Source organism: Desulfofundulus sp. JL263-se (assembly GCF_056316025.1).
In genome coordinates, this window is record NZ_CM149993.1 from 2,417,831 (window position 1) to 2,437,135 (window position 19,305).

The 19,305-nt window shown below is 48.7% G+C and carries 20 protein-coding genes; all 20 read right to left on the bottom strand.

The genetic code is table 11. The features are described 5' to 3' along the window. Positions 1-13 precede the first annotated feature (13 nt). Positions 14-1,138, bottom strand: a complete 1,125-nt coding sequence (gene proB, locus ACX4JR_RS12545; protein WP_476058376.1) for a glutamate 5-kinase — start codon at positions 1,136-1,138, stop codon at positions 14-16. A 63-nt stretch (positions 1,139-1,201) separates the two neighbouring features. Next, a complete protein-coding gene (gene obgE, locus ACX4JR_RS12550; RefSeq protein ID WP_476058377.1) occupies positions 1,202-2,476 on the bottom strand; it encodes a GTPase ObgE in 1,275 nt (424 codons plus the stop codon). Between the two features lie 28 nt (positions 2,477-2,504). Next, positions 2,505-3,086, bottom strand: a complete 582-nt coding sequence (locus tag ACX4JR_RS12555; protein ID WP_476058378.1) for a Spo0B domain-containing protein — start codon at positions 3,084-3,086, stop codon at positions 2,505-2,507. Between the two features lie 82 nt (positions 3,087-3,168). After that, positions 3,169-3,435: a 50S ribosomal protein L27 gene (gene rpmA, locus ACX4JR_RS12560; RefSeq protein ID WP_476058379.1), complete on the bottom strand. Its 267-nt coding sequence runs from the start codon at positions 3,433-3,435 to the stop codon at positions 3,169-3,171. Positions 3,436-3,465: 30 nt separating this feature from the next. Continuing rightward, the gene (gene rplU / locus ACX4JR_RS12565; protein ID WP_476058380.1) at positions 3,466-3,777 is read right to left on the bottom strand and encodes a 50S ribosomal protein L21; all 312 of its coding nucleotides are present in this window, start codon (positions 3,775-3,777) and stop codon (positions 3,466-3,468) included. Positions 3,778-4,172: 395 nt separating this feature from the next. Beyond that, positions 4,173-4,670, bottom strand: a complete 498-nt coding sequence (locus tag ACX4JR_RS12570) for an iron-containing alcohol dehydrogenase family protein (protein ID WP_476058381.1) — start codon at positions 4,668-4,670, stop codon at positions 4,173-4,175. A 185-nt stretch (positions 4,671-4,855) separates the two neighbouring features. Then, positions 4,856-5,233 (bottom strand): ArsR/SmtB family transcription factor, encoded by a 378-nt coding sequence (locus ACX4JR_RS12575; RefSeq protein ID WP_476058382.1) that lies wholly within the window; start codon positions 5,231-5,233, stop codon positions 4,856-4,858. A gap of 246 nt (positions 5,234-5,479) precedes the next feature. Further along, positions 5,480-6,286 carry an ATP-dependent sacrificial sulfur transferase LarE gene (gene larE, locus ACX4JR_RS12580; RefSeq protein WP_476058383.1) on the bottom strand — a complete coding sequence of 269 codons (807 nt, stop codon included), beginning with the start codon at positions 6,284-6,286 and terminating at the stop codon, positions 5,480-5,482. Positions 6,287-6,393: 107 nt separating this feature from the next. Further along, positions 6,394-8,073 carry an Rne/Rng family ribonuclease gene (locus ACX4JR_RS12585; RefSeq protein ID WP_476058384.1) on the bottom strand — a complete coding sequence of 560 codons (1,680 nt, stop codon included), beginning with the start codon at positions 8,071-8,073 and terminating at the stop codon, positions 6,394-6,396. A 40-nt stretch (positions 8,074-8,113) separates the two neighbouring features. Then, positions 8,114-8,788 carry a TIGR03936 family radical SAM-associated protein gene (locus ACX4JR_RS12590; protein ID WP_476058385.1) on the bottom strand — a complete coding sequence of 225 codons (675 nt, stop codon included), beginning with the start codon at positions 8,786-8,788 and terminating at the stop codon, positions 8,114-8,116. After that, on the bottom strand, positions 8,763-10,634 hold the full coding sequence (locus tag ACX4JR_RS12595) for a TIGR03960 family B12-binding radical SAM protein (protein ID WP_476058386.1): 1,872 nt from the start codon (positions 10,632-10,634) through the stop codon (positions 8,763-8,765). Before ACX4JR_RS12595 ends, ACX4JR_RS12590 begins: the two co-directional genes overlap by 26 nt. Before the next feature lie 136 nt (positions 10,635-10,770). After that, positions 10,771-11,646: a M50 family metallopeptidase gene (locus tag ACX4JR_RS12600; protein WP_476058387.1), complete on the bottom strand. Its 876-nt coding sequence runs from the start codon at positions 11,644-11,646 to the stop codon at positions 10,771-10,773. Between the two features lie 13 nt (positions 11,647-11,659). Further along, positions 11,660-12,442 (bottom strand): murein hydrolase activator EnvC family protein, encoded by a 783-nt coding sequence (locus ACX4JR_RS12605; protein WP_476058388.1) that lies wholly within the window; start codon positions 12,440-12,442, stop codon positions 11,660-11,662. A gap of 100 nt (positions 12,443-12,542) precedes the next feature. Next, complete coding sequence (locus ACX4JR_RS12610; protein ID WP_476058389.1) at positions 12,543-13,262, bottom strand: carboxypeptidase-like regulatory domain-containing protein; 720 nt, start codon at positions 13,260-13,262, stop codon at positions 12,543-12,545. A 108-nt stretch (positions 13,263-13,370) separates the two neighbouring features. Then, positions 13,371-14,534, bottom strand: coding sequence for a rod shape-determining protein RodA (gene rodA, locus ACX4JR_RS12615; RefSeq protein WP_476058390.1), 1,164 nt, complete (start codon positions 14,532-14,534; stop codon positions 13,371-13,373). A 211-nt stretch (positions 14,535-14,745) separates the two neighbouring features. Then, the gene (minE, locus tag ACX4JR_RS12620; RefSeq protein WP_476058391.1) at positions 14,746-15,024 is read right to left on the bottom strand and encodes a cell division topological specificity factor MinE; all 279 of its coding nucleotides are present in this window, start codon (positions 15,022-15,024) and stop codon (positions 14,746-14,748) included. 21 nt (positions 15,025-15,045) lie between these two features. Beyond that, entirely contained in the window at positions 15,046-15,837 is a 792-nt protein-coding gene (gene minD / locus ACX4JR_RS12625; RefSeq protein WP_476058392.1) for a septum site-determining protein MinD, read from the bottom strand. Between the two features lie 32 nt (positions 15,838-15,869). After that, positions 15,870-16,304 carry a septum site-determining protein MinC gene (minC, locus tag ACX4JR_RS12630; protein ID WP_476058393.1) on the bottom strand — a complete coding sequence of 145 codons (435 nt, stop codon included), beginning with the start codon at positions 16,302-16,304 and terminating at the stop codon, positions 15,870-15,872. Between the two features lie 124 nt (positions 16,305-16,428). Next, on the bottom strand, positions 16,429-18,747 hold the full coding sequence (mrdA, locus tag ACX4JR_RS12635) for a penicillin-binding protein 2 (protein WP_476060557.1): 2,319 nt from the start codon (positions 18,745-18,747) through the stop codon (positions 16,429-16,431). A 58-nt stretch (positions 18,748-18,805) separates the two neighbouring features. After that, complete coding sequence (gene mreD, locus ACX4JR_RS12640; RefSeq protein ID WP_476058394.1) at positions 18,806-19,294, bottom strand: rod shape-determining protein MreD; 489 nt, start codon at positions 19,292-19,294, stop codon at positions 18,806-18,808. Positions 19,295-19,305 lie beyond the last annotated feature (11 nt).

The window sequence follows — 19,305 nt, forward strand, 5'->3', positions numbered from 1 at the left end:
GATTACCCCCCAACTATATATCCAGTACCAGGTTATTGCGGTGTATTACCTCATCAAAATCCTTGTAGCCCAATACACCGGCAATTTCACTGGTTTGCAGCCCCTTAATGGCATCCACTTCCCGCGCGGAATAATTGACAATACCCCGGGCTATTTCTTTATCCCCGTATATAACACTTACGGTGCTGCCCACGCCGAAGTCGCCCTCAACCTTAATCACACCCGATGGAAGAAGGCTTTTTCCGTTTTCCAGCAAGGCCCGGGCGGCCCCCCGGTCAATGAAAATTTTCCCCCGAATGGCAGAACCATAAGCAATCCAGCGCTTTTTATTCCTCAACCTCACCGAAGGCCAAAATGCCGTGCCCAGGGGCTCCCCGGCAAGAATTCTCCTGAGCACGTCCTCCTCCCCGGCCCGAGCGATAATTGTTACCATACCCGAGTGCATGGCAATTCGCGCTGCCTGCAGCTTGGTAACCATGCCCCCGGTGCCCAGGTTGGTGCCGACGCCGCCGGCCAAAGCCTCAATTTCAGGGGTTATTTCCGTTACCTCGGGTATAAGCCGGGCATCCTTATCCGTTCTGGGATCACCGGTAAATAATCCTTCAATGTCGGAAAGCAAAATGAGCAAATCGGCATCCAGCAAACCGGCCACCAAAGCAGCCAGGTTGTCATTATCCCCCAACCTTATTTCATCCACCGCCACTGTGTCGTTTTCATTGATAACCGGGACCACTCCCATTTGCAAAAGGACCAGGAGGGTGTTGCGGGCGTTTAAAAAACGCTTCCGGTCGGCAAAATCTTCCCTGGTAAGTAAAACCTGTCCCACCGTTACCCCGTATTCGCCAAAGAACTTTTCGTACATGTGCAGCAGTATACCCTGACCAACGGCAGCCGCCGCCTGTTTCTCAGGAATATTCCGCGGGCGCCGGGAAAGTCCCAGTTTACCCAAACCCGCCCCGATGGCCCCCGAACTAACCAAAACCACCTCTAAACCTTGATTGTACAAGTCGGAAAGCTGTCGCACCAGTTTTTCTAGCTGGAACAAGTTAAGCCTGCCGGTACTGTGGGTTATGGAACTGGACCCCACTTTCACAACCAGTCTTTTTACTTTGGAAAGATCTCTCTTCTTTGCTGTCATTTGCAGAATACTCCAACTATTAGGGTCATCTTTATTTAATATAGCAAATTTATTCTGTTTTTTCTACATACCTCTTTCCATAAACTCAAATTCGAAATCCCCGATTCTTACCGTGCTGCCTTCCCGGGCCCCGACTTCCCTGAGGGCCTTTTCCAGCCCCATTACTTTTATAATGCGCTGCAGGCGGTGAACGGCCTCTTCATTTTCCAGGTCTGTCATGGCCACGTGCCTTTCAATTTCCTTCCCCCGGACCACGAAAACCCCGTCTTCTTTATCAATGGTAAAGCGGGGCTCATAGCGGTGGGTAATTACCTCTTCCTGCCTTTGCCACGCAGGTAATTCAGGCGGCAATTCCTTGAGCACGGTGGCTATCCTGCGGACCAGGGCATTAAGGCCCTCTCCGGTTACGGCTGAGATGGGGAAAATCTCATATTTTCCCTGTAATTCTCTCTGCAGTAAAACCAGGTTATCCCGGGCCCCCGGAATATCCATTTTATTGGCCGCCACCAGCTGCGGCCTTTGGGCCAATTCCGGGCTGTAAAGCCGGAGCTCGTTATTAATTATGTGAAAATCTTCCAGCGGGTTACGCCCCTCCGAGCCTGCCACGTCAAGCACATGCACCAGCAGCCGGGTACGCTCCGTGTGCCGCAAAAACTGGTGTCCCAGCCCGGCGCCAGTATGGGCACCCTCAATCAAGCCGGGCACATCCGCAACCACAAAACTTGTATCTTCAACCTTAACCACCCCCAGGTTGGGGTGCAGGGTGGTAAAATGATAGTCGGCTATTTTAGGCTTGGCGGCAGAAATGCGTGAAATAATAGTGGATTTGCCCACATTGGGGAAGCCCACCAGGGCCACATCGGCGAGCAATTTCAACTCCAGTTCCAGCCAGCGTTCCACCCCGGGCTCGCCCTTTTCAGCAAAGGAAGGGGCCTTATTTTTGGACGAGGCAAAGCGGGCATTACCCCTGCCTCCCCGCCCCCCGGGGGCAACCACTACTTCCTGGCCGTGCTCAACCAAGTCAGCCAGGATTTCTCCCGTTTGAGCATCTTTGACTATGGTCCCGGTAGGAACCCGTATGATCAAGTCCTCCCCCGACCTGCCATGCATGTTCTTACCCTGGCCGTGCTGGCCCCGCTCGGCCTCATAATGCCTTTTATATTTAAAATCAACCAGGGTGCGGAGGCCGCGGTCCCCTTGCAAAATCACGCTTCCGCCCCTGCCCCCGTCACCGCCCCAGGGTCCGCCTTCGGCCACGTATTTTTCACGGCGGAAGGCTACACACCCGTTGCCGCCGTCGCCACCTTTAACGTAAATTCTTGCACTATCATAAAACATATTTTTTCACCCTTCTTCCAGTATACCTTTAATTAGCTCCTTCAGGTACACGGCGGGGTAAAATTATTTCTAACCTTCCGTTTCTTGATGCGGCATCCACCTTCCAATCCAGCCGCCCGCCGTATTTTGCCAGTTCCCGGTCAATTTCACCCAGGTATTTATCCATTTCTTTAACCTCCGGTGATACATTGAATCTTAACACGCAGCCACAAGTTTTCCCGTTCTCCTTAATATCAATTACCAGGCGGGGATTTTCCCCCGGGATACTGGAATCAATATGGCGAAAAACTTGCTGCAGGCAGACGTACAAGGCCCTGCCTGCCACCTGCCCGGATACCATGCACCCTTCCAAGTCAGATTCCACGTTATATTCGGTCCTCACCTCAATCCCTGCGGCCATTTCCTCGCCAAGGAGAAAGGCACCGGCTACTTCAGGCACTTTCAAGTGTACTACTTTACTTAATCTTTGTAAATTTTGGGTTACCTCCCGTATATATTCCCTGGCGCGGTCAGTTTTATTAAGCTGGAGGTAACCGGAAATAACTTGCAGGTGGTTTAAAAAATCATGGCGCAATATGGATATTACTTTCATCATATCACCGGAATTCAATATAAAACTCCCCCTGGAATCTTAATTTTCACGGGAACAAAAAAGACCAGCCCAGGGCTGGCCTTTCATCCGTGAATTTTAATTAAACAGAGGCGGCAACCTCTTTTACGCTTACCATCTTTTTGTTCTTTCCTCTACGATGGAAAGTTACAATGCCATCTACTTTGGCGAAAAGAGTGTCGTCCCCTCCCCGACCAACATTACGTCCGGGATGAATCTTTGTGCCGCGCTGGCGCACAAGAATACTACCTGCTGTTACAAACTGCCCGTCTTGCCTCTTAATCCCTAGAAACTTAGGGTTTGAATCACGGCCGTTCCTGGAACTACCTACTCCTTTTTTATGAGCCATACCCTCACCTCCCGTTAACGAAGGCTCTGTCTATACCTCAATTTTCTCAACTTCAACTTCAGTAAAGGGCTGACGGTGACCTTTCTTGCGGCGGTAATTTTTCTTGGGTTTATACTTAAATATAATAATCTTTTTACCCTTTCCGTGCCGCTTAACTTTCAAACGCACCTTGGCACCTTCAACCAAAGGAGTGCCAACCTTTAATTGGCCGTCTTTTTTCACCGCCAAAACCTTTTCCACTTCGATGGACCCACCTGGCTCACAATCCACCTTTTCGATAAACAGGGTATCCCCTTCCGAAACCCGGTACTGTTTGCCTCCGGTTTCAATAATAGCGTACATACCCACTAACCCCCTTTTTCAGGACTCGCCGGTACGGGTGAAATTGCTTCCTTATTAAACCCGGCCCGAGCGGTTTCGCAGGTATAAACAAGCCTACATTATGTCATTTTACCGCCATTAGTTATCAATGTCAAGAAAAGAAACAGGGCACACCTTATTTTTTCCTTCGGTACAGGTATCGTACCATCCGTTGAAATTCCCACAACTAAAACCAGGCGCTTAACGATATACTTTCACGAATTAAATTCTAACATAACACAAATCCAAGAACAATATGCACACCACTTGAATCCCGAAAACAATATGGCAAGGATTAAACCTTAAACGGACGGGAATATAACATAATTACCATGGCTAAAAATAGCGGGCTAAGCGGTTTTACATGGCAGATTAACTCATAAGGCATCACGTAATATATGTGCCAGTTCTTCCCGGGAAACCGGGCGCGGGTTGGCCCGGGTTGAGCCGGAAGACAGTGCTTGGGCTGCCAAGGCCGGTATGTCCTCCTCCTTCAGCCCGAGGGCGCCAAGCCGGGAAGGTATACCCAAGCGCCGGTTCAAATCGCGCACCAGTCTTACCAGGGTCCGGGCTTTTTCTGTTTCATTCTCGCCGGGCAGGGCCAAACGCTGGGCTAAAATGGCGTAATTCCTCGCTGCCTCCGGCAAGTTAAAGTCCATCACCGGGGGGAGCAATACGGCACATACCAAACCATGGGGTTTACGACAACGGTGTCCCACCGGGTGCGCCAGCCCGTGCACCGCCCCCAGCCGGGCGTTGGCCAGGGCGATTCCTGCCATAAGGCTGCCCAGGGCCAGGTTTTCCCTGGCTACAAGTTCAGCTATACACCCCCGGCCGAAGCGGATTACCGGCGGGGCCAGGAAAGTAAAGTTCATAGTGCATCACCTAGATAAGGCGGATATTGACAATTTACCGAAAGGGCTTGGGCCAACACTTTGTTTTTATTGGACAAAACCTGGAAAGTAGCTACTTTGCTTACGGCCCCGAAACCCGATAACGGTCAAAGATTTCCACAGTATGGGATGAAACCCTTTTTCTGTAGGTTGAAAAGCGTTAATTTTTAATTAATTTTTTTATCCTTTGCTTTATGATATAAGTACATTTCTTTTTCGATCTTCCTGCAAGCACCATAATTCCTCGCAGTTTGACGTTTATCAAGGTTATTGCATATCTCACTAAATAATTCATTGTTTAGGCTTTTCATTCTGGCGAAAAACTCATCTTTGTTTAAGGAATAAAAAACCCACCGGCCGTCCTTGTCATCCAGAACTATTTTTCCTTCTTTTAAAATCCTGAGATGGTGCGAAACGGAAGGCTGGGACATACCCAGTTCATTCATGATTTCACAAACACACATATCCCGGCGGGACAGCATCATTATTATTTTCAACCGGGTTTCATCGGCAATTATTTTTAAAAAATTAAGTACATCCTTCATAATTTTCACTCCAAATAATGGTAAAACCGGGAGGTTCACTAACCACCTCCCGGTTTTTATTTTATCCTCATTAACTTGTCTCCGGCAATTCGTACTCAAAACATTTCCGCTTAAAGGATAGAGCTACATTTACCAAAAAAATGTTTTATATATTAACCTCAAACCCCACAAACTATTAAATTATATAATAAATTTGCTTATATAATAATATTTTTGATGCTTAATTATCAATTAATCTTTCTTTAATTAAAGTGCTTTATTTAAACTCCCGCTGCGGAAACCTTCCAGGTCCAGGGTAATATAGTTGAAACCCAGTTTTTTAAGCCCTTCCGTCACCGTATTCAGCGTATCCGGGCCCAATATTTCCGGCATTTTAGCCGCGGGTATTTCTATTCGCGCCAAATCCCCGTGGTGCCTCAACCTCATTTCCCCAAAGCCCAGCTCGTTTAATAAATTTTCTCCTTTTTCTATCTGATCAAGCTTTTGTAATGTTATAAGCTGGCCGTAAGGGATACGGGAACAAAGGCAAGGCGACGAAGGCTTATCCCATACCGGCAATCCTTCCTGCCGGGCGAGGCGGCGAATTTCACTCTTTCGCAAACCCACTTCCATTAAGGGGCTTAATATTCCCACCTCGGCTGCAGCCTGCATTCCCGGCCGAAAGTCGTTAAGGTCATCGGCATTGGCCCCATCCATAACCGCCGCTATTCCCAGCTCTTTTGCCTTTTCCTTCAACTTACCCATCATTATCTTCTTACAAATATAACAGCGCTTAGGAGGATTGGACAAAAAGTCACCGTTGTTTAATAAGGAATCATCCTTAAAGATAAGATGTCTCACTTTACAGAAAGCTGCCATTTTTTGTGCCTGGGCTATTTCCCTGCGGGAATGGATTTTGCTGTCAATAGTTACGGCTACCACCCCATCCCCCAAAACATCCCGGGCCACGTGGAGCAAAAATGTACTGTCCACTCCCCCTGAAAAAGCAATTACAGCGCTCCCCTTCTTCTGTAAAAAATACTTCAGCTTTTCCAATTTTTGCTCTGGCGTCAAGTAAAACACCCCCGGGTCAATTATAACTGCTGCCGGCTATTTTAAACAGCAAACTTTCCAAGTGGCTTTAAGCAAATCAACATTATCCCCGGGACCTTTGACCTTATTCACTTTAAAACCCGGGCCTTGGCATAGGTCCTGTGAACCTTATTTACTTCCACGGGCACCACTTTTCCCACCATGGAACCGGCACCTTCTATGTCCAGTATATAGCCGTTTACCCGAGCAATACCGTCGGCAAGGTTACTTATGTGGGGTTCCTCCACCCGCACTTCCAGCACCTGGCCCGGCCTCACTGGAAAGGTGGCAGCCTGGATATCGGCCTGGCTGTGTAAGGGCTTGATGCTCACCGACTCAATGTGGTGACCCACCGAACCCCTAATATAAACGGTTTTCCCAGTTTTATTTTCCAGTTCCCGCAAGTTTGCACCACCGCTGCCTATCAGCCGGGCTGCCACTGCCGGGTTGGCTTCTACCAGGATGGTTTCTGCAGTAGTACGGCTGGCCAATTGCAGTATTTGATTCTTAAATTGAATTCCCAGGGTTTCTTCGGAAAGCACCTTACCCCGCCCCTCACAGTAAGGACAGGGCTTCTGCAGCACCTCGGACAGGCTTGGGCGTACCTTTTTTCGGGTTATTTCCACCAGGCCCAGTTGAGTTCTGCCCAAAATGTTGGTTTTAGTTTTATCTTTTTTAATCTCTTCTTCCAGCCGCTCCAACACCTGCTGCCAGTGTTCTTCCCGGGCCATATCAATAAAGTCCACTATTATGATACCGCCCAGGTTGCGCAGGCGAAGCTGCCGGGCAATTTCCACTGCGGCCTCAAGGTTGGTTTTTAGTACTGTATCTTCCAAATCGATACTGCCCACGTATTTTCCCGTATTAATATCGATGGCGGTAAGGGCCTCGGCCTGGTCGATAACCAGATACCCGCCGCACTTTAACCATATTTTACGCCGGAGTGCCTTCTCCAACTCTTTCTCGATGCCCAGCTCTTCAAAAATATTTTCCCTTTCTTCCCAAAAAACCTTAACTTTTAAGTCGGGATCAACGATATCCAGTAGTTCCATTACTTTTTCATATTCGTACCGGGAATCAATTACCAGGCGGTCAACATCTTCCGTAAAAATGTCCCGCAATATCCGCTGTACCAGTTCCAGGTCACGGTGGAGCAAGTTAGGCACGGGACTATGGGACGAGCGGTGCAATATCTTTTTCCAAAGCCGGGTAAGCGTATTAATATCCTGGAGAAACTCTCCCTCTTCTACGCCTTCCGCTGCGGTACGTACAATGACCCCCATGCCCTCAGGCTTTATCTTGGAGGCCAGGAACCGGAGGCGCTCCCTTTCCTTCTCATCCTCTATGCGCCGGGAAATACCTATATAATCCACAGTGGGCATCAATACCAGGTAGCGCCCGGGAAGGGTAATTTGAGTTGTCACCCGGGCACCTTTGGTACCAATGGGTTCTTTTATAATTTGAACCATAATTTCCTGCCCCTGTTTTACCACATCACAAATATTGGTTTTCAGGTCAAAATTCGCCTGCTCTCCATGTTTCCCGCCGTAGGCATCCTCCACATAAAGAAAAGCATTTTTTTCCAGGCCAATATCCACAAAGGCGGCCTGCATTCCCGGCAGAACATTTTCCACCCGTCCCTTAAAAATATTGCCCACCAGTCTCTGCCTCGCGGCCCGCTCAATGTACATTTCCACCAAGACCTTATTTTCTAACACCGCCACCCTGGTTTCTTCTTCTCCCACATTAATAATTATTTCCTTATACATGTTATCTCTCCCGTCAATATTACCCGCTAATAACCCGACATTATAGGAGCCTGTTACCTGCAGCAAACAGGCCGGTGCGAGTTATCCTAAAATCTTCCACATTAGCGGGCAGGTATCCTTTTACCAGTGCACGTAAAACTTCCTCCGGGCGAACATTTTCCCTGCTTCCTGTTTTTAAGATCATTTTTAAAAGAAGGTCATTCCCGTCAAGCTGCCCTTTTAGATCAATAATACCGGGACGGATATTCTTAACCTTTTCACCTTTTTTAGTCTTTCGCTCTACTTTTATTTCTTTCTGTTCCATAAATCTTTTCAAGTTGCCGGCCACTTCCCTTTCATCCAACTGGACCGGCAGGCGGGCCCGCACAAGGTAGGTAGCCTTTTCCACCAGCGCCATCAGGGAAGGGCCTTCTCCGCTGACTTCCCTCACGTCCAGCACTTCCAGCCCACTGGGGAAAGAAGCATTCAATTTTTCTGCCACCCGGGAAGGCTCCATGGACGTTCTTAATTCCAAATCCAAATACTCGTCACGTCCTTCCACTCCCACTGGAAGCGGAGCGGCAAAACTCATTTTGGGATGGGGATTGAAGCCTTCGGTAAAGGCCAGGGGAAGCCCCGCCCGCCGGGCACTTCTTTCCATGGTACGTAAAAGATCAAGGTGAGAAATATAACGCATAGATCCGGTTTTTTTATAACGAATTCTGTACCGATACAACGGTCTTCCCCCCTACCAGCACCGGCTCTATTTCCAGGGACGGGCAAAGGCCGCACCCCGAACACTTTCCTCCCCGGCAGTCCATCGTGGGAATACCCTGCATGGCCTTTTTATGCTCTCGTACTAAGTACTTTTTACTTACACCGGCATCAATATGGTCCCAGGGCAATATATCCTCATATCGGTAGCGGCGATATGCATACTTCCCCGGCTCCATGCCATTGTCCTTAAAGGCCTGCCGCCACTTTTCAAAGTCAAAACATTCGGACCAGCTGTCAAAACGACATCCCAGGGCCCAGGCCCTCTCCAAGACCGGTGCCATATCCCTGTTGCCCCGGGCCAGATCGGCCTCCAGCAAGCTTACCTCGGCATCATGCCAATTAAATACCAGTCCCTTCCCCCGCAATCTTTCTTTTAAAAATTGTTGCTTCCGGCGCAAACTTTCCAAGGAATCCTGAGGCTCCCACTGAAAGGGGGTATGTGACTTGGGCACAAAGGAGGAAGCGCTCACCGTTACCCGGAGCCGCCCCCTGGCGCGGCTTACAGCCTTCCCTATTTCCAATACCTTCCTGGCCAGCCGGACAATGCCTTCCAGGTCTTCGTCAGTTTCCGTGGGCAGGCCAATCATAAAGTAGAGTTTGATGGAAAACCAGCCGGCCTTAAAGGCCGCAGAAACAGCTTCCATAAGGTCATCTTCCGTAACTCCTTTATTAATTACATCCCGCAGGCGCTGGGTACCAGCCTCCGGGGCGAAGGTTAAACTGGACCGCCGCACCCGCTGTACCTCCTTGGCCAGTTCCACGGAAAAGGCATCAGCCCTTAAAGAAGGAAGGGATACATTAATTCTTTCCGGGCCAAAGCGGTCCACCAGCCGGCTCATAACTTCCCTTATGCGGGAATAGTCGCTGCTGCTCAAAGAAGTGAGGGATATCTCCCCCCAACCCGTGCTGCGCACCAACTCTTCAGCCTGGCGCATAAGGGTTTCGGGCTCCTTTTCCCGCACCGGCCGGTAAATTATACCGGCCTGGCAGAAGCGACACCCCCGTGTACAGCCGCGCATCACTTCCAGCATTATTCGGTCATGCACCACTTCGGTATGGGGAACTATGGGGCGGGTGGGAAAAGATACTCCGTCCATATCCGCCACCGCCCTCTTTCTTACCTTCGGGAGAGCAACCTGGTCGTGCTCAATGTTTTTCACAGTTCCGTCGGGATTATATTCAAATTTATAAAAGGCCGGCACATATATACCACCCATACCGGCCAATTCACTCAAAATTTCCCTCCGGCTGCCGCCCTGCTTCTTTTTATCAATATAAACATCCAGCACATGGTTAATTACTTCTTCTCCCTCTCCAATTATAAAGGCATCGATGAACGGGGCCAAAGGCTCGGGATTAAAGCCGCAGGGGCCGCCGGCTATTACCAGGGGTACGTTCTCCCCCCTGTTATCACTGTGCAAAGGTATACCTGCCAGATCCAACATGTTTAAAATATTGGTAAAACTCATTTCATATTGCAAGGTAAAGCCCACTATATCAAATTCCCGTAAGGGCCTTTTGGATTCCAGGCTAAAGAGGGGCATCCCTACCGCCCGCATTTTCTTCTCCATATCGACCCAGGGGGCAAAAACCCTTTCCATGAGTGCATCCTCACGGTCATTTACCACCTTGTAAAGTATCTGCATGCCCAGGTGGCTCATGCCCACCTCGTAAACATCAGGAAAAGCAAAGGCCATTTTTACTTTGACGCTATCCCAATCCTTTTGCACCGCATTCCACTCGCCGCCCACGTAACGGGCCGGTTTTTCCACTGTAGCCAAAATTTTTTCCAGCAGCTGCTCCATTTTAGCATCCCCCTGCAAAGTTTAAAATGATGAAAACATGTTCCGCAAGGAGCAGTCATCTCTATATATTACCCCCAAATTGCGGAAAAATATTCCTTACAAAAAATTATAAAGGTTATCTTATGCAATTGGAATATTATTGCTTCTTAAGTTGGCCCACCGGCGTCTCAAAGCCACCTTCCATTATTTTGTCCACAATTTCCCACTCCGTAGTCCTGGCTTTAACCTGCCCCTGGGAATCTACTACCATTATAAGGTGATATTTTTGCGGCAAAAACCCCTTAACTATCTTACCCAGGGGCACATTTTCCAGGGCCACCAATACATTTGCAGGCAGCATACCGTTCTTTAAAAGCTCGTCCCTCTTACGAATAAGGTGATTAATGAAGAGATAAGGCGCCATGTTTCTTTCCCTGGTAGCAGCGTAAAAAAGAAAGAGCGCTGTTAAGGAAATATCAACACCGGTGGCCCCCAAGTAAATGCCTATTAATCCAAAAATAATAAGCACAACAGCCCATACCTGCCCGTACCTGGCTGTTAGGCGGGTTGCCTCGCTGAGCCCCAGTTTCCTGGCCAGGCAGGCCCTGTAAACCCTCCCCCCGTCAAGGGGCAGGCCCGGTAACAGATTGAAACCTGCCACCAAAAGATTGCACTGAATAAAAAAAGGTCCCAGGTCACTATGCCAAATGTTGTAATTCTTAAGGGCTACGGCTAATAAAACCATTAAAAAATTACAGGCCGGCCCCGCTGCGGCAACCCTTGCTTCCTTGATCGGCTCCAGGGAAAGTTCCTCCCCCATGCGGGCTACTCCCCCAAAGGGCAAAAGTTCCACCTGGGTTACCGTTATTCCTAATTTTCTGGCCGCCGCAACATGGGCAAACTCGTGCATTAACACAATGCCAAAGGCAACCAGCCCCTTAACCAGCACGCCGGCCGCGAAAAAAAGCGCCAGAAGACCCAAAAAAAAGGGATTAAGGTATACATCCGTTCCCATAAACCGAAATATCTTCATCACAAACCCTCGCTTATTTCCCCATATGCAGGCGGCTTAAGGGATCAACCAGTTCATTCTTTTCCCGCAATTCAAAGTGTAAACTTCCCCCGGGAACGTCACCATTTTCACCCACCTCGGCAATTTCCTGCCCCGCCAGAACCCACTGGCCTTCCTTGGGTGAAATATTCCTGAGACCGGCATACATGCTGTAACAACCGTCTCCGTGACTTAGGAGAATATACTCCCCTAACCGGGCATCTTTGTCAACCTTGACAACCTGTCCGTCCATTACGGCCCGGACGGGAGTTCCAGGCTCGGCCTTTATATCCACTCCCGGGTGAAATCTTTTTAAGCCGTCCAAGGGATCCTCCGACCACCCGAATTCTCTTATAACCTTCCCGGATACTGGTACCCAAAGCTCTTCCGAAAGCATACTTTTGCTGCTGACCGGGCTGGAGGGCCCCACGCCAGGCCACTCATTAAACGTGGGGTTACCCCAGTTGACTATTTGACTGGCAACTCTCACCGCTCCTTGCAACAAAGGCTCAAAATTCCACTCTGTAGTAAGCAGGTAACGCATACTGTTGCGAACTTGCTGGCCTACCGGCAATTGTATTTCCCTTATTGCCAGCAATATTACCAGTATCAGCAAAGTAACCATAGTCCGGGCAACCAGCCTGCGCCAGCTTTTTTGGGTGGAAAGAGGCCTTCGCATTCCCGGATAATAATACCGGTAATAATTTGACCAATAATCATTGTTAGAACCGGAATTACCAGTACCTTTCTTTTTTTGGGGCCATCTTATCCTAAACATCCCGACCCTCCTCTGCAAATATTTCCATTTACAGTATATTGGAGGGCGTGGATAAATATGACAAGCCTCACAACGCGGGGCACTGTTTTAAAAATAGCGTCTAATTATGTTCGGCACCCAGGTTCTCTTTGAGTGACTTTACGTCAACTTCGGTCATCCCATTGACACTTTTATGTAAAGTAAAATCTACGATATCCTTTAACATTACTACCGCCACCCGTTCTTCCTTTTGGAAACCCTCTGCCTCCACCTCCACCGTAAAGGCCCCGGGATTTATATCATTAAAAGCATAACTGCCATCCGGCCCGGTGGTAGTAGTAGCCAGTAGCTTGCCGCTGTCCATGTCCTTAACCTTTACCGTAGCTCCATTTACGGGATTACCCCGGGGAAATTCGGTAACAGTACCTCCCAGTATAACGGGCCCCAGGTACACAACACGAAAGGATACAGTACCTATTACTGAAACCCTGTCCCCCCTGTAACTTACCTTATCCACCCTTACTTCATGGTGTATTGACACAACATCCTTCATGCTGTCCACGTTCCGTAACTTTATAAAGGTAGTGGTATCCACATCCTTATGAACTTTTCTGATGCCCGGCTTTTCAAATTCCTGTGAGACATCCTTCTCCACACTTCCCACTACAAAAATCCTTATACCGGCATCTACGCGCAAGACCGAATCTTCCAACAGCCGGGTGTGGAGAGATTGCATGCGGGCGTAAACTTGAGGATCCATAATTTCTCCGGGTACGGCTAGGAAGCCATACCAGCTAAAATCCTTTTTCACTTCCCGGCGTATCTTTTTAGCACCAGCCACTGCGCTACCCCCTGTTATTTAAAAGCCATATTCTATACTGCGCCAATTTAGGCCGTGAGATACCCACTAAATTTAAAAAAATAAATGTCCCGCATATCGCAGGACATTCTAAAATATTATTTTTTCCTTTCGCATATGAACATTTAAAACCAGGCCCAGGGCCAGCATATTGGCAATCATATTGCTTCCTCCATAACTGAAAAGGGGAAGGGGTAACCCCGTAACAGGCATTATGCCCATGGTCATTCCTATATTTACCAGTATGTGAAAGCCAAACATACTTACTACTCCTACCGCCAGCAACATGCCGAATGTATCCTTGGCTTCTGTGGCTATCTTCAATATGCGGCACAGCAACACAAAATATAAGGATAACAAAAACAGGGCGCCTAAAAATCCAAACTGTTCGGCAAGCACGGAAAAAATGAAGTCCGATTCCGGAATGGGAAGGAATTGGCCCAGGCTCTGAGTGCCCCTTAAAAACCCTTTTCCCAACAACTCTCCGGAGCCAATGGCAATTTGGGACTGAATCATATGATAACCGGCCCCCTGAAAGTCTTTCCAGGGATCCAAAAAAATGGTCAGCCGTTTTAACTGGTAGTCCGCTAATGGAATCCAGGTGCCGAATTTTAAGTGGGCCCATACCAAACCCACTCCCACGGTCAGCCCAAGGCCCATTATACCCGCCAGCAACAGGGGGCGGGCCCCGGCAGCGTAAAGCATGCCAAACACAATAGCAGTGAATACCAGGGATGTGCCCAAATCAGGCTGTTTTAAAACCAAAAGCATGGGAATCCCCACATAAATAAAACAGGGCAAAAGGTCCTGCAAGCGTTCAAGCCTTCCTTCCCGTGACGATAAATAACTGGCTAAATAGATAATCATTAAAATTTTTGCAAATTCTGATGGCTGAAAGGTAAAAGGGCCCAATTGAATCCAGCGCTGCGCTCCCATGGCCGTATGCCCCAGTACCAGAACCGACGCCAGCATGGCCAGATTAAAAAGGTAAATCTTTGTCTGGTACTTCGGCAATTTATCATAGGGAAAATAAATTACTGCCGCCATGAGAATCAAGCCCAGCAAGACCCAGGTACCCTGCTTTTTTACAAGCTGGAAATCTATCAGCAGAAAACGGTCCCAAAGACCCGCCTGCCAAAGGTATTCCAAAATATTTCCATGGATGCCCCTTTGCGCCAGTAAATCTCTTATCCAGGCAGTACTTGTCCCAGCAGTACCCACAACCAGGAGGCCGTAAAAAAGTATACAAAACATGACCGCCATAAGTAAAAAATCCAATTTTTTCAAAAGCTGCTTACGAAACACCCTGGTGCCCCTTTCCAAATCTTAAGGACAAATCAAGATAAACTACATCCAGGTTAGATTATATACCAGCTAACTACCTCAAAAAACCCTTAAATATTGTACTTTTAAGGAAAATCGGACCAAAATAAAAAGGAAATCGCCGAACGATTTCCCTGCTTCACTAAACCATAATTTTAGCCGTTCTCTTCATCTTTTTTACGGGTATATTGGCCACCAGGGCCACTTGATCCTCGTTGTTGTCAAGGGTAACCTCCAGCTGATCCTCTTCAATTTCCATATACTTGGATATTACCTGAATCAGATCATTCTTAAGGACTTGTAAAAGTTCCGGGGAGACACTGGCCCTGTCATGTACCAGCACCAAGCGCAGCCTCTCTTTGGCCACGTTGCCGCTGGAACCGGTATCCTTCCCGAACATCCTGCTTATAAACTCCAGCACTCAGTATCCCTCCTTCCGGAATTATTTCCGGCCGAACATCTTTCGCAACCGGGAAAAAAAACCTTGGTCGTCCAGGTTCAGGAACGGAACATCGTTACCCTTCAGGCGCTGAACTATATTCCTAAAAGCTTGTCCCGATAATGAACGCCGGTCCAATATTACGGGTTCCCCCTTATTGGTCGTCACCACAATCATCTCATCTTCGGGAATGACCCCCAGTAAATCCACGGCCAAAATGTCAATAATATCATCTATACTCATCATGTCACCGGCCCGGACCATTTTCGGGCGCAGGCGATTGATAATCAAAAGGGGCCCGTTTAAGTCCGCGGCCTCCAACAGCCCTATTATACGGTCGGCATCCCGTACCGCAGATACTTCCGGGGTAGTCACCACAATAGCCTTTTCCGCACCGGCTATGGCATTTCTAAAGCCCTGCTCTATACCTGCCGGACAATCTATAATTACAAACTCAAATTCTTCCTTCAAATCAGCACAAAGCTGTTGCATTTCTTCGGGGCTAACGGCAGTTTTATCCTTGGTCTGTGCTGCCGGCAGCAAAAAAAGCCCGTCAAACCGCTTGTCCCGGATTAGTGCCTGCCTTAACCGGCAGTTTCCACCAGTTACGTCTGTTATATCGTAAACTATGCGGTTTTCCAGCCCTAAAACCACGTCCAGGTTACGCAACCCTATATCCGCATCCACCAGGCAAACCCTATGTCCCAGTTCGGCAAGGCCGGCACCTATATTGGCAGTAGTTGTGGTTTTACCTACGCCACCTTTACCAGAAGTAACGACGATTACTTCGCCCATTTTTACCGTTTCCTCCTTATAAGCAAATTATGTCAAGTAACTTTCCCCTGAAAGATGTTACTGGCTTGAAAAGCTTCAATAGTTACAACCCCGTCTTTTATCCGGGCCACCTCCGGTCCCTGGGAAACCTCCTCCTCATCATCCGGGGCCCTGGTTATATGATCAGCTATACGGAGCTGCGTAGGACGTAGCCGGTAGGCAATAACTACGGCGTTCCCGTCCCCTGAAGCCCCAGCATGCACAACTCCACGTAACACACCCATAACAATAATATTACCGGCAGCAATCACTTCCGCGCCGGGGTTAACGTCTCCTAACACCACAACATTTCCGTTATAACGTACTGTTTGGCCGGAACGGATAGTTCTTTGAATTAAAATGGTATTTTCATCTGCAAATTCATCCAGATCAGCTAAGCTTGTCCCCGGAAACTTTACCAGGACACCATCACTGCTGCTCTCAGCCACACCATTCTCCTCCTGCAAAAAGCTAGTGTAAAACTTTCTACAGCTAATAACCAAATCCTGCTAATAAGTGCAAAAAAATAAATAAAAGAATTTCCAGCGGGGAGTAATCTGCCCCAAACGGCCCCTACTGGCCTTGAAGCGCCCCGCTGGAAGGTAATGATTCACTATTCTGGGTGTTACTCACCTGCCCGCCGGCAGAAGATTGCCGGGAGGAATCCGGCGGGGGCCCCGGGTTAACCATTGGCCCGGAAACCTCACCCTGGTTCCCCCCGTTCTGTTCCGGCGGCCCGATTCCGGTGGGCGTGGGGGGATTCACCTGTTGCTGCTCCCTTTCTCCAGCCGTTGGCCCTGGCTGCCCAGGTGCTTGTTCCTGTTGTTGCTGCGGAGGCCTGCGGAATTCACCGGAGGCAGGCCGTCTTTCCGGAGAAGTTATATTATCCTTATCCGCTTTATCCTGTTTCCATTCCTCTCCCCGGCTAATTTTAACGTAAGCGTCCAATATATCCCGGACCACCGGGCCGGCAGTACCGCTACCGGAACCTCCGTATTCCACCACTACCACCACTGCAATTTCAGGCTTTTCAAAGGGCACGTAAGCTGAAAAGAGGGCATGGTTGTCGTGCCCGGCTACCTCAGCTGTTCCTGTTTTGGCCGCGCCCGTAAGGGGAAAACCCGCAAAGATGCCGGCCGCCGTACCGTTTGGCGGCAAAGTGACCATATGCATGCCTTCCTGAATTATTTTTATATTTTCAGGGGATATATTTACCTTTCTTCGCACGACGGGTTTAAAAATTTTTTCCGTGCTACCGTCGGGGCCGATTATTTTTTTAACAATATAAGGTCTATAGAGGGTGCCTCCATTGGCGATTGCTGCCACATAGCTTGCCAGTTGCAGGGGAGAATACCAGTTATCACCCTGGCCTATGGACATATTCAGGGTATCATAAGTCTGCCATTCAAGGTGCCACCTGTACTTGTTGAGAAGTGCTTCTATCTCTTTATCCCGTTCTCTTGCCAGTACTTCCTTTTGCTTATCCGTGGGAGCCGTATTTATCAATCGCTCATACTTCTTGCGTACTTCTACAAACTCTTCGTTATAAAGCATTAAGAAGGCTTTGACATTTTCCCGCTTATATTCCGGGGTGGGTACAACTCCCGCCCGCTCCCCGGGAAGCTCTATTCCTGTTTTTTGTCCCAGCCCGAACTCCCTGGCATAACGGGCAATTTCCCGGTGACCTACGGCTCTCCCGTACTTCCAGAAATAAGTGTCACAGGATACCTGCAGCGCCTTTCTGAGGTCTACCCTGCCGTGTCCCCCCGGCTTCCAGTCACTAAAGCGCGTCGGCCCGAGCATATAATAACCAGGGTCGTTAATGAAATGTTCCGGGTCAACAATATCGTTCTCCAGAATAGCTGCAGCAGTGACCATTTTGAAAACGGAGCCTGGAGGATACAACCTCAGGGCCCTGTTTACCAGGGCCTGGGTTTTACTAATTTTTTCCCATTCCTCCTCCGACAATCTATCCGTAAATATTGACGGATCATAAGTGGGATAACTGGCCATGGCCAGTACAGCGCCGGTTCTTATATCCAAAACCACTGCCGCCCCGGCCTTTGCTTCCCGGTAACCGTTTTGCTGCGCCCTTTTTATCCCATCAGCCAGTGCCTTTTCTGTAGCTTCCTGCAAGCGGCTGTCTATGGTAAGTATAAGGCTACTCCCGGGCACCGGCTTTTTAACACCCCTTACATCTACCGGGCGCCCGCTGGCATCAACCTCTACCTGGCGGGCACCCTTTTCACCCCGCAGGTAACTCTCAAAGGAATTTTCCAAACCATCCTGCCCGTACTTGTCACCCATCCGGTAGCCCTCATCCCTGTGGGCCTCAAGCTGGGCTTCATTCATTTCCCGCACGTATCCCAGCACGTGGGCCAAAAGTTCCCCGCAGGGATAATTGCGTACCGGCTCCTCTTCCACAATAACCCCCGGTAATTCAGTTTGCCGCTCCCGCACTTGTACAACCGTTTCCCATGATACATCCGCGGCCACCTTAACCGGCTCATAGGGGCGGGTTTGTTTTTCCAGCCGGCTGTCTATTTCTTTTAACCAGTAAGAAGCAGGTTTTCCAACTTTTTTATCTCCGGAAAGTATTTGGGCAAGTAACTCTTTGACCTCCTGTTTTTTTTGCTCGCTTACGCCGAAGAAAGAAAGGGAAAGAGTATAAACCGGCTTATTATCCACCAGCAACCGGCCATTACGGTCCCTTATTTCTCCCCGGGGGGCGGTAATGGGAATGATGCGAACCAGGTTGTCCTGGGCCAATACTTGGTATTTCTGGGTTTGCACCAGCTGAAGATAAGCTAGTCTTCCTAAAAGGACCGCAAATATTAAACCTAATATAGCCAGCAACACCGTTATTTTTTGCTTAACAACTTTGCGCTCCACCAATACCCGATCCCCTTTTGAATTTTTCCCAACTACCCGGGGCTAACGATTTTACTTTTCAACTGAGCAAACCCCGTTGTACCGAACGGTAATACCAGCGGTAAAAAACAATCCCCAGCAGCGCATTATAAGTAGAAACCGGTATTATAACCTTAAACAGGGCAATAAGCGGGGACAGCCCCAGGCCGGCCATGGATAACAATATATATGACACCAGCTGTCCCAAAAATGAAATGAACCAAATAAGTCCCATTACAATAATAAGATTTTCTTTAAACAACCTGGATTCGGCATACCCTGCGGCACACCCCGCCACCAAGCCTGACAGGGCACCAACCCCCAAAAAATTGCCGGTTACCACATCTTTCAATAAACCGGCCATAAAACCCAAAAAAGCCCCCTCCCGAATACCACGGAGGAAGCCATTTATTATTATCAAAATCATTATCAAATCCGGCCTTATACCCCAAACCTGAATAAAATTCGTCAGGGTTACCTGTGCCACCAAGACCAGTACTACAAGGCCCGCAAAAGTTAAAAAACGCAAAAATATAACCT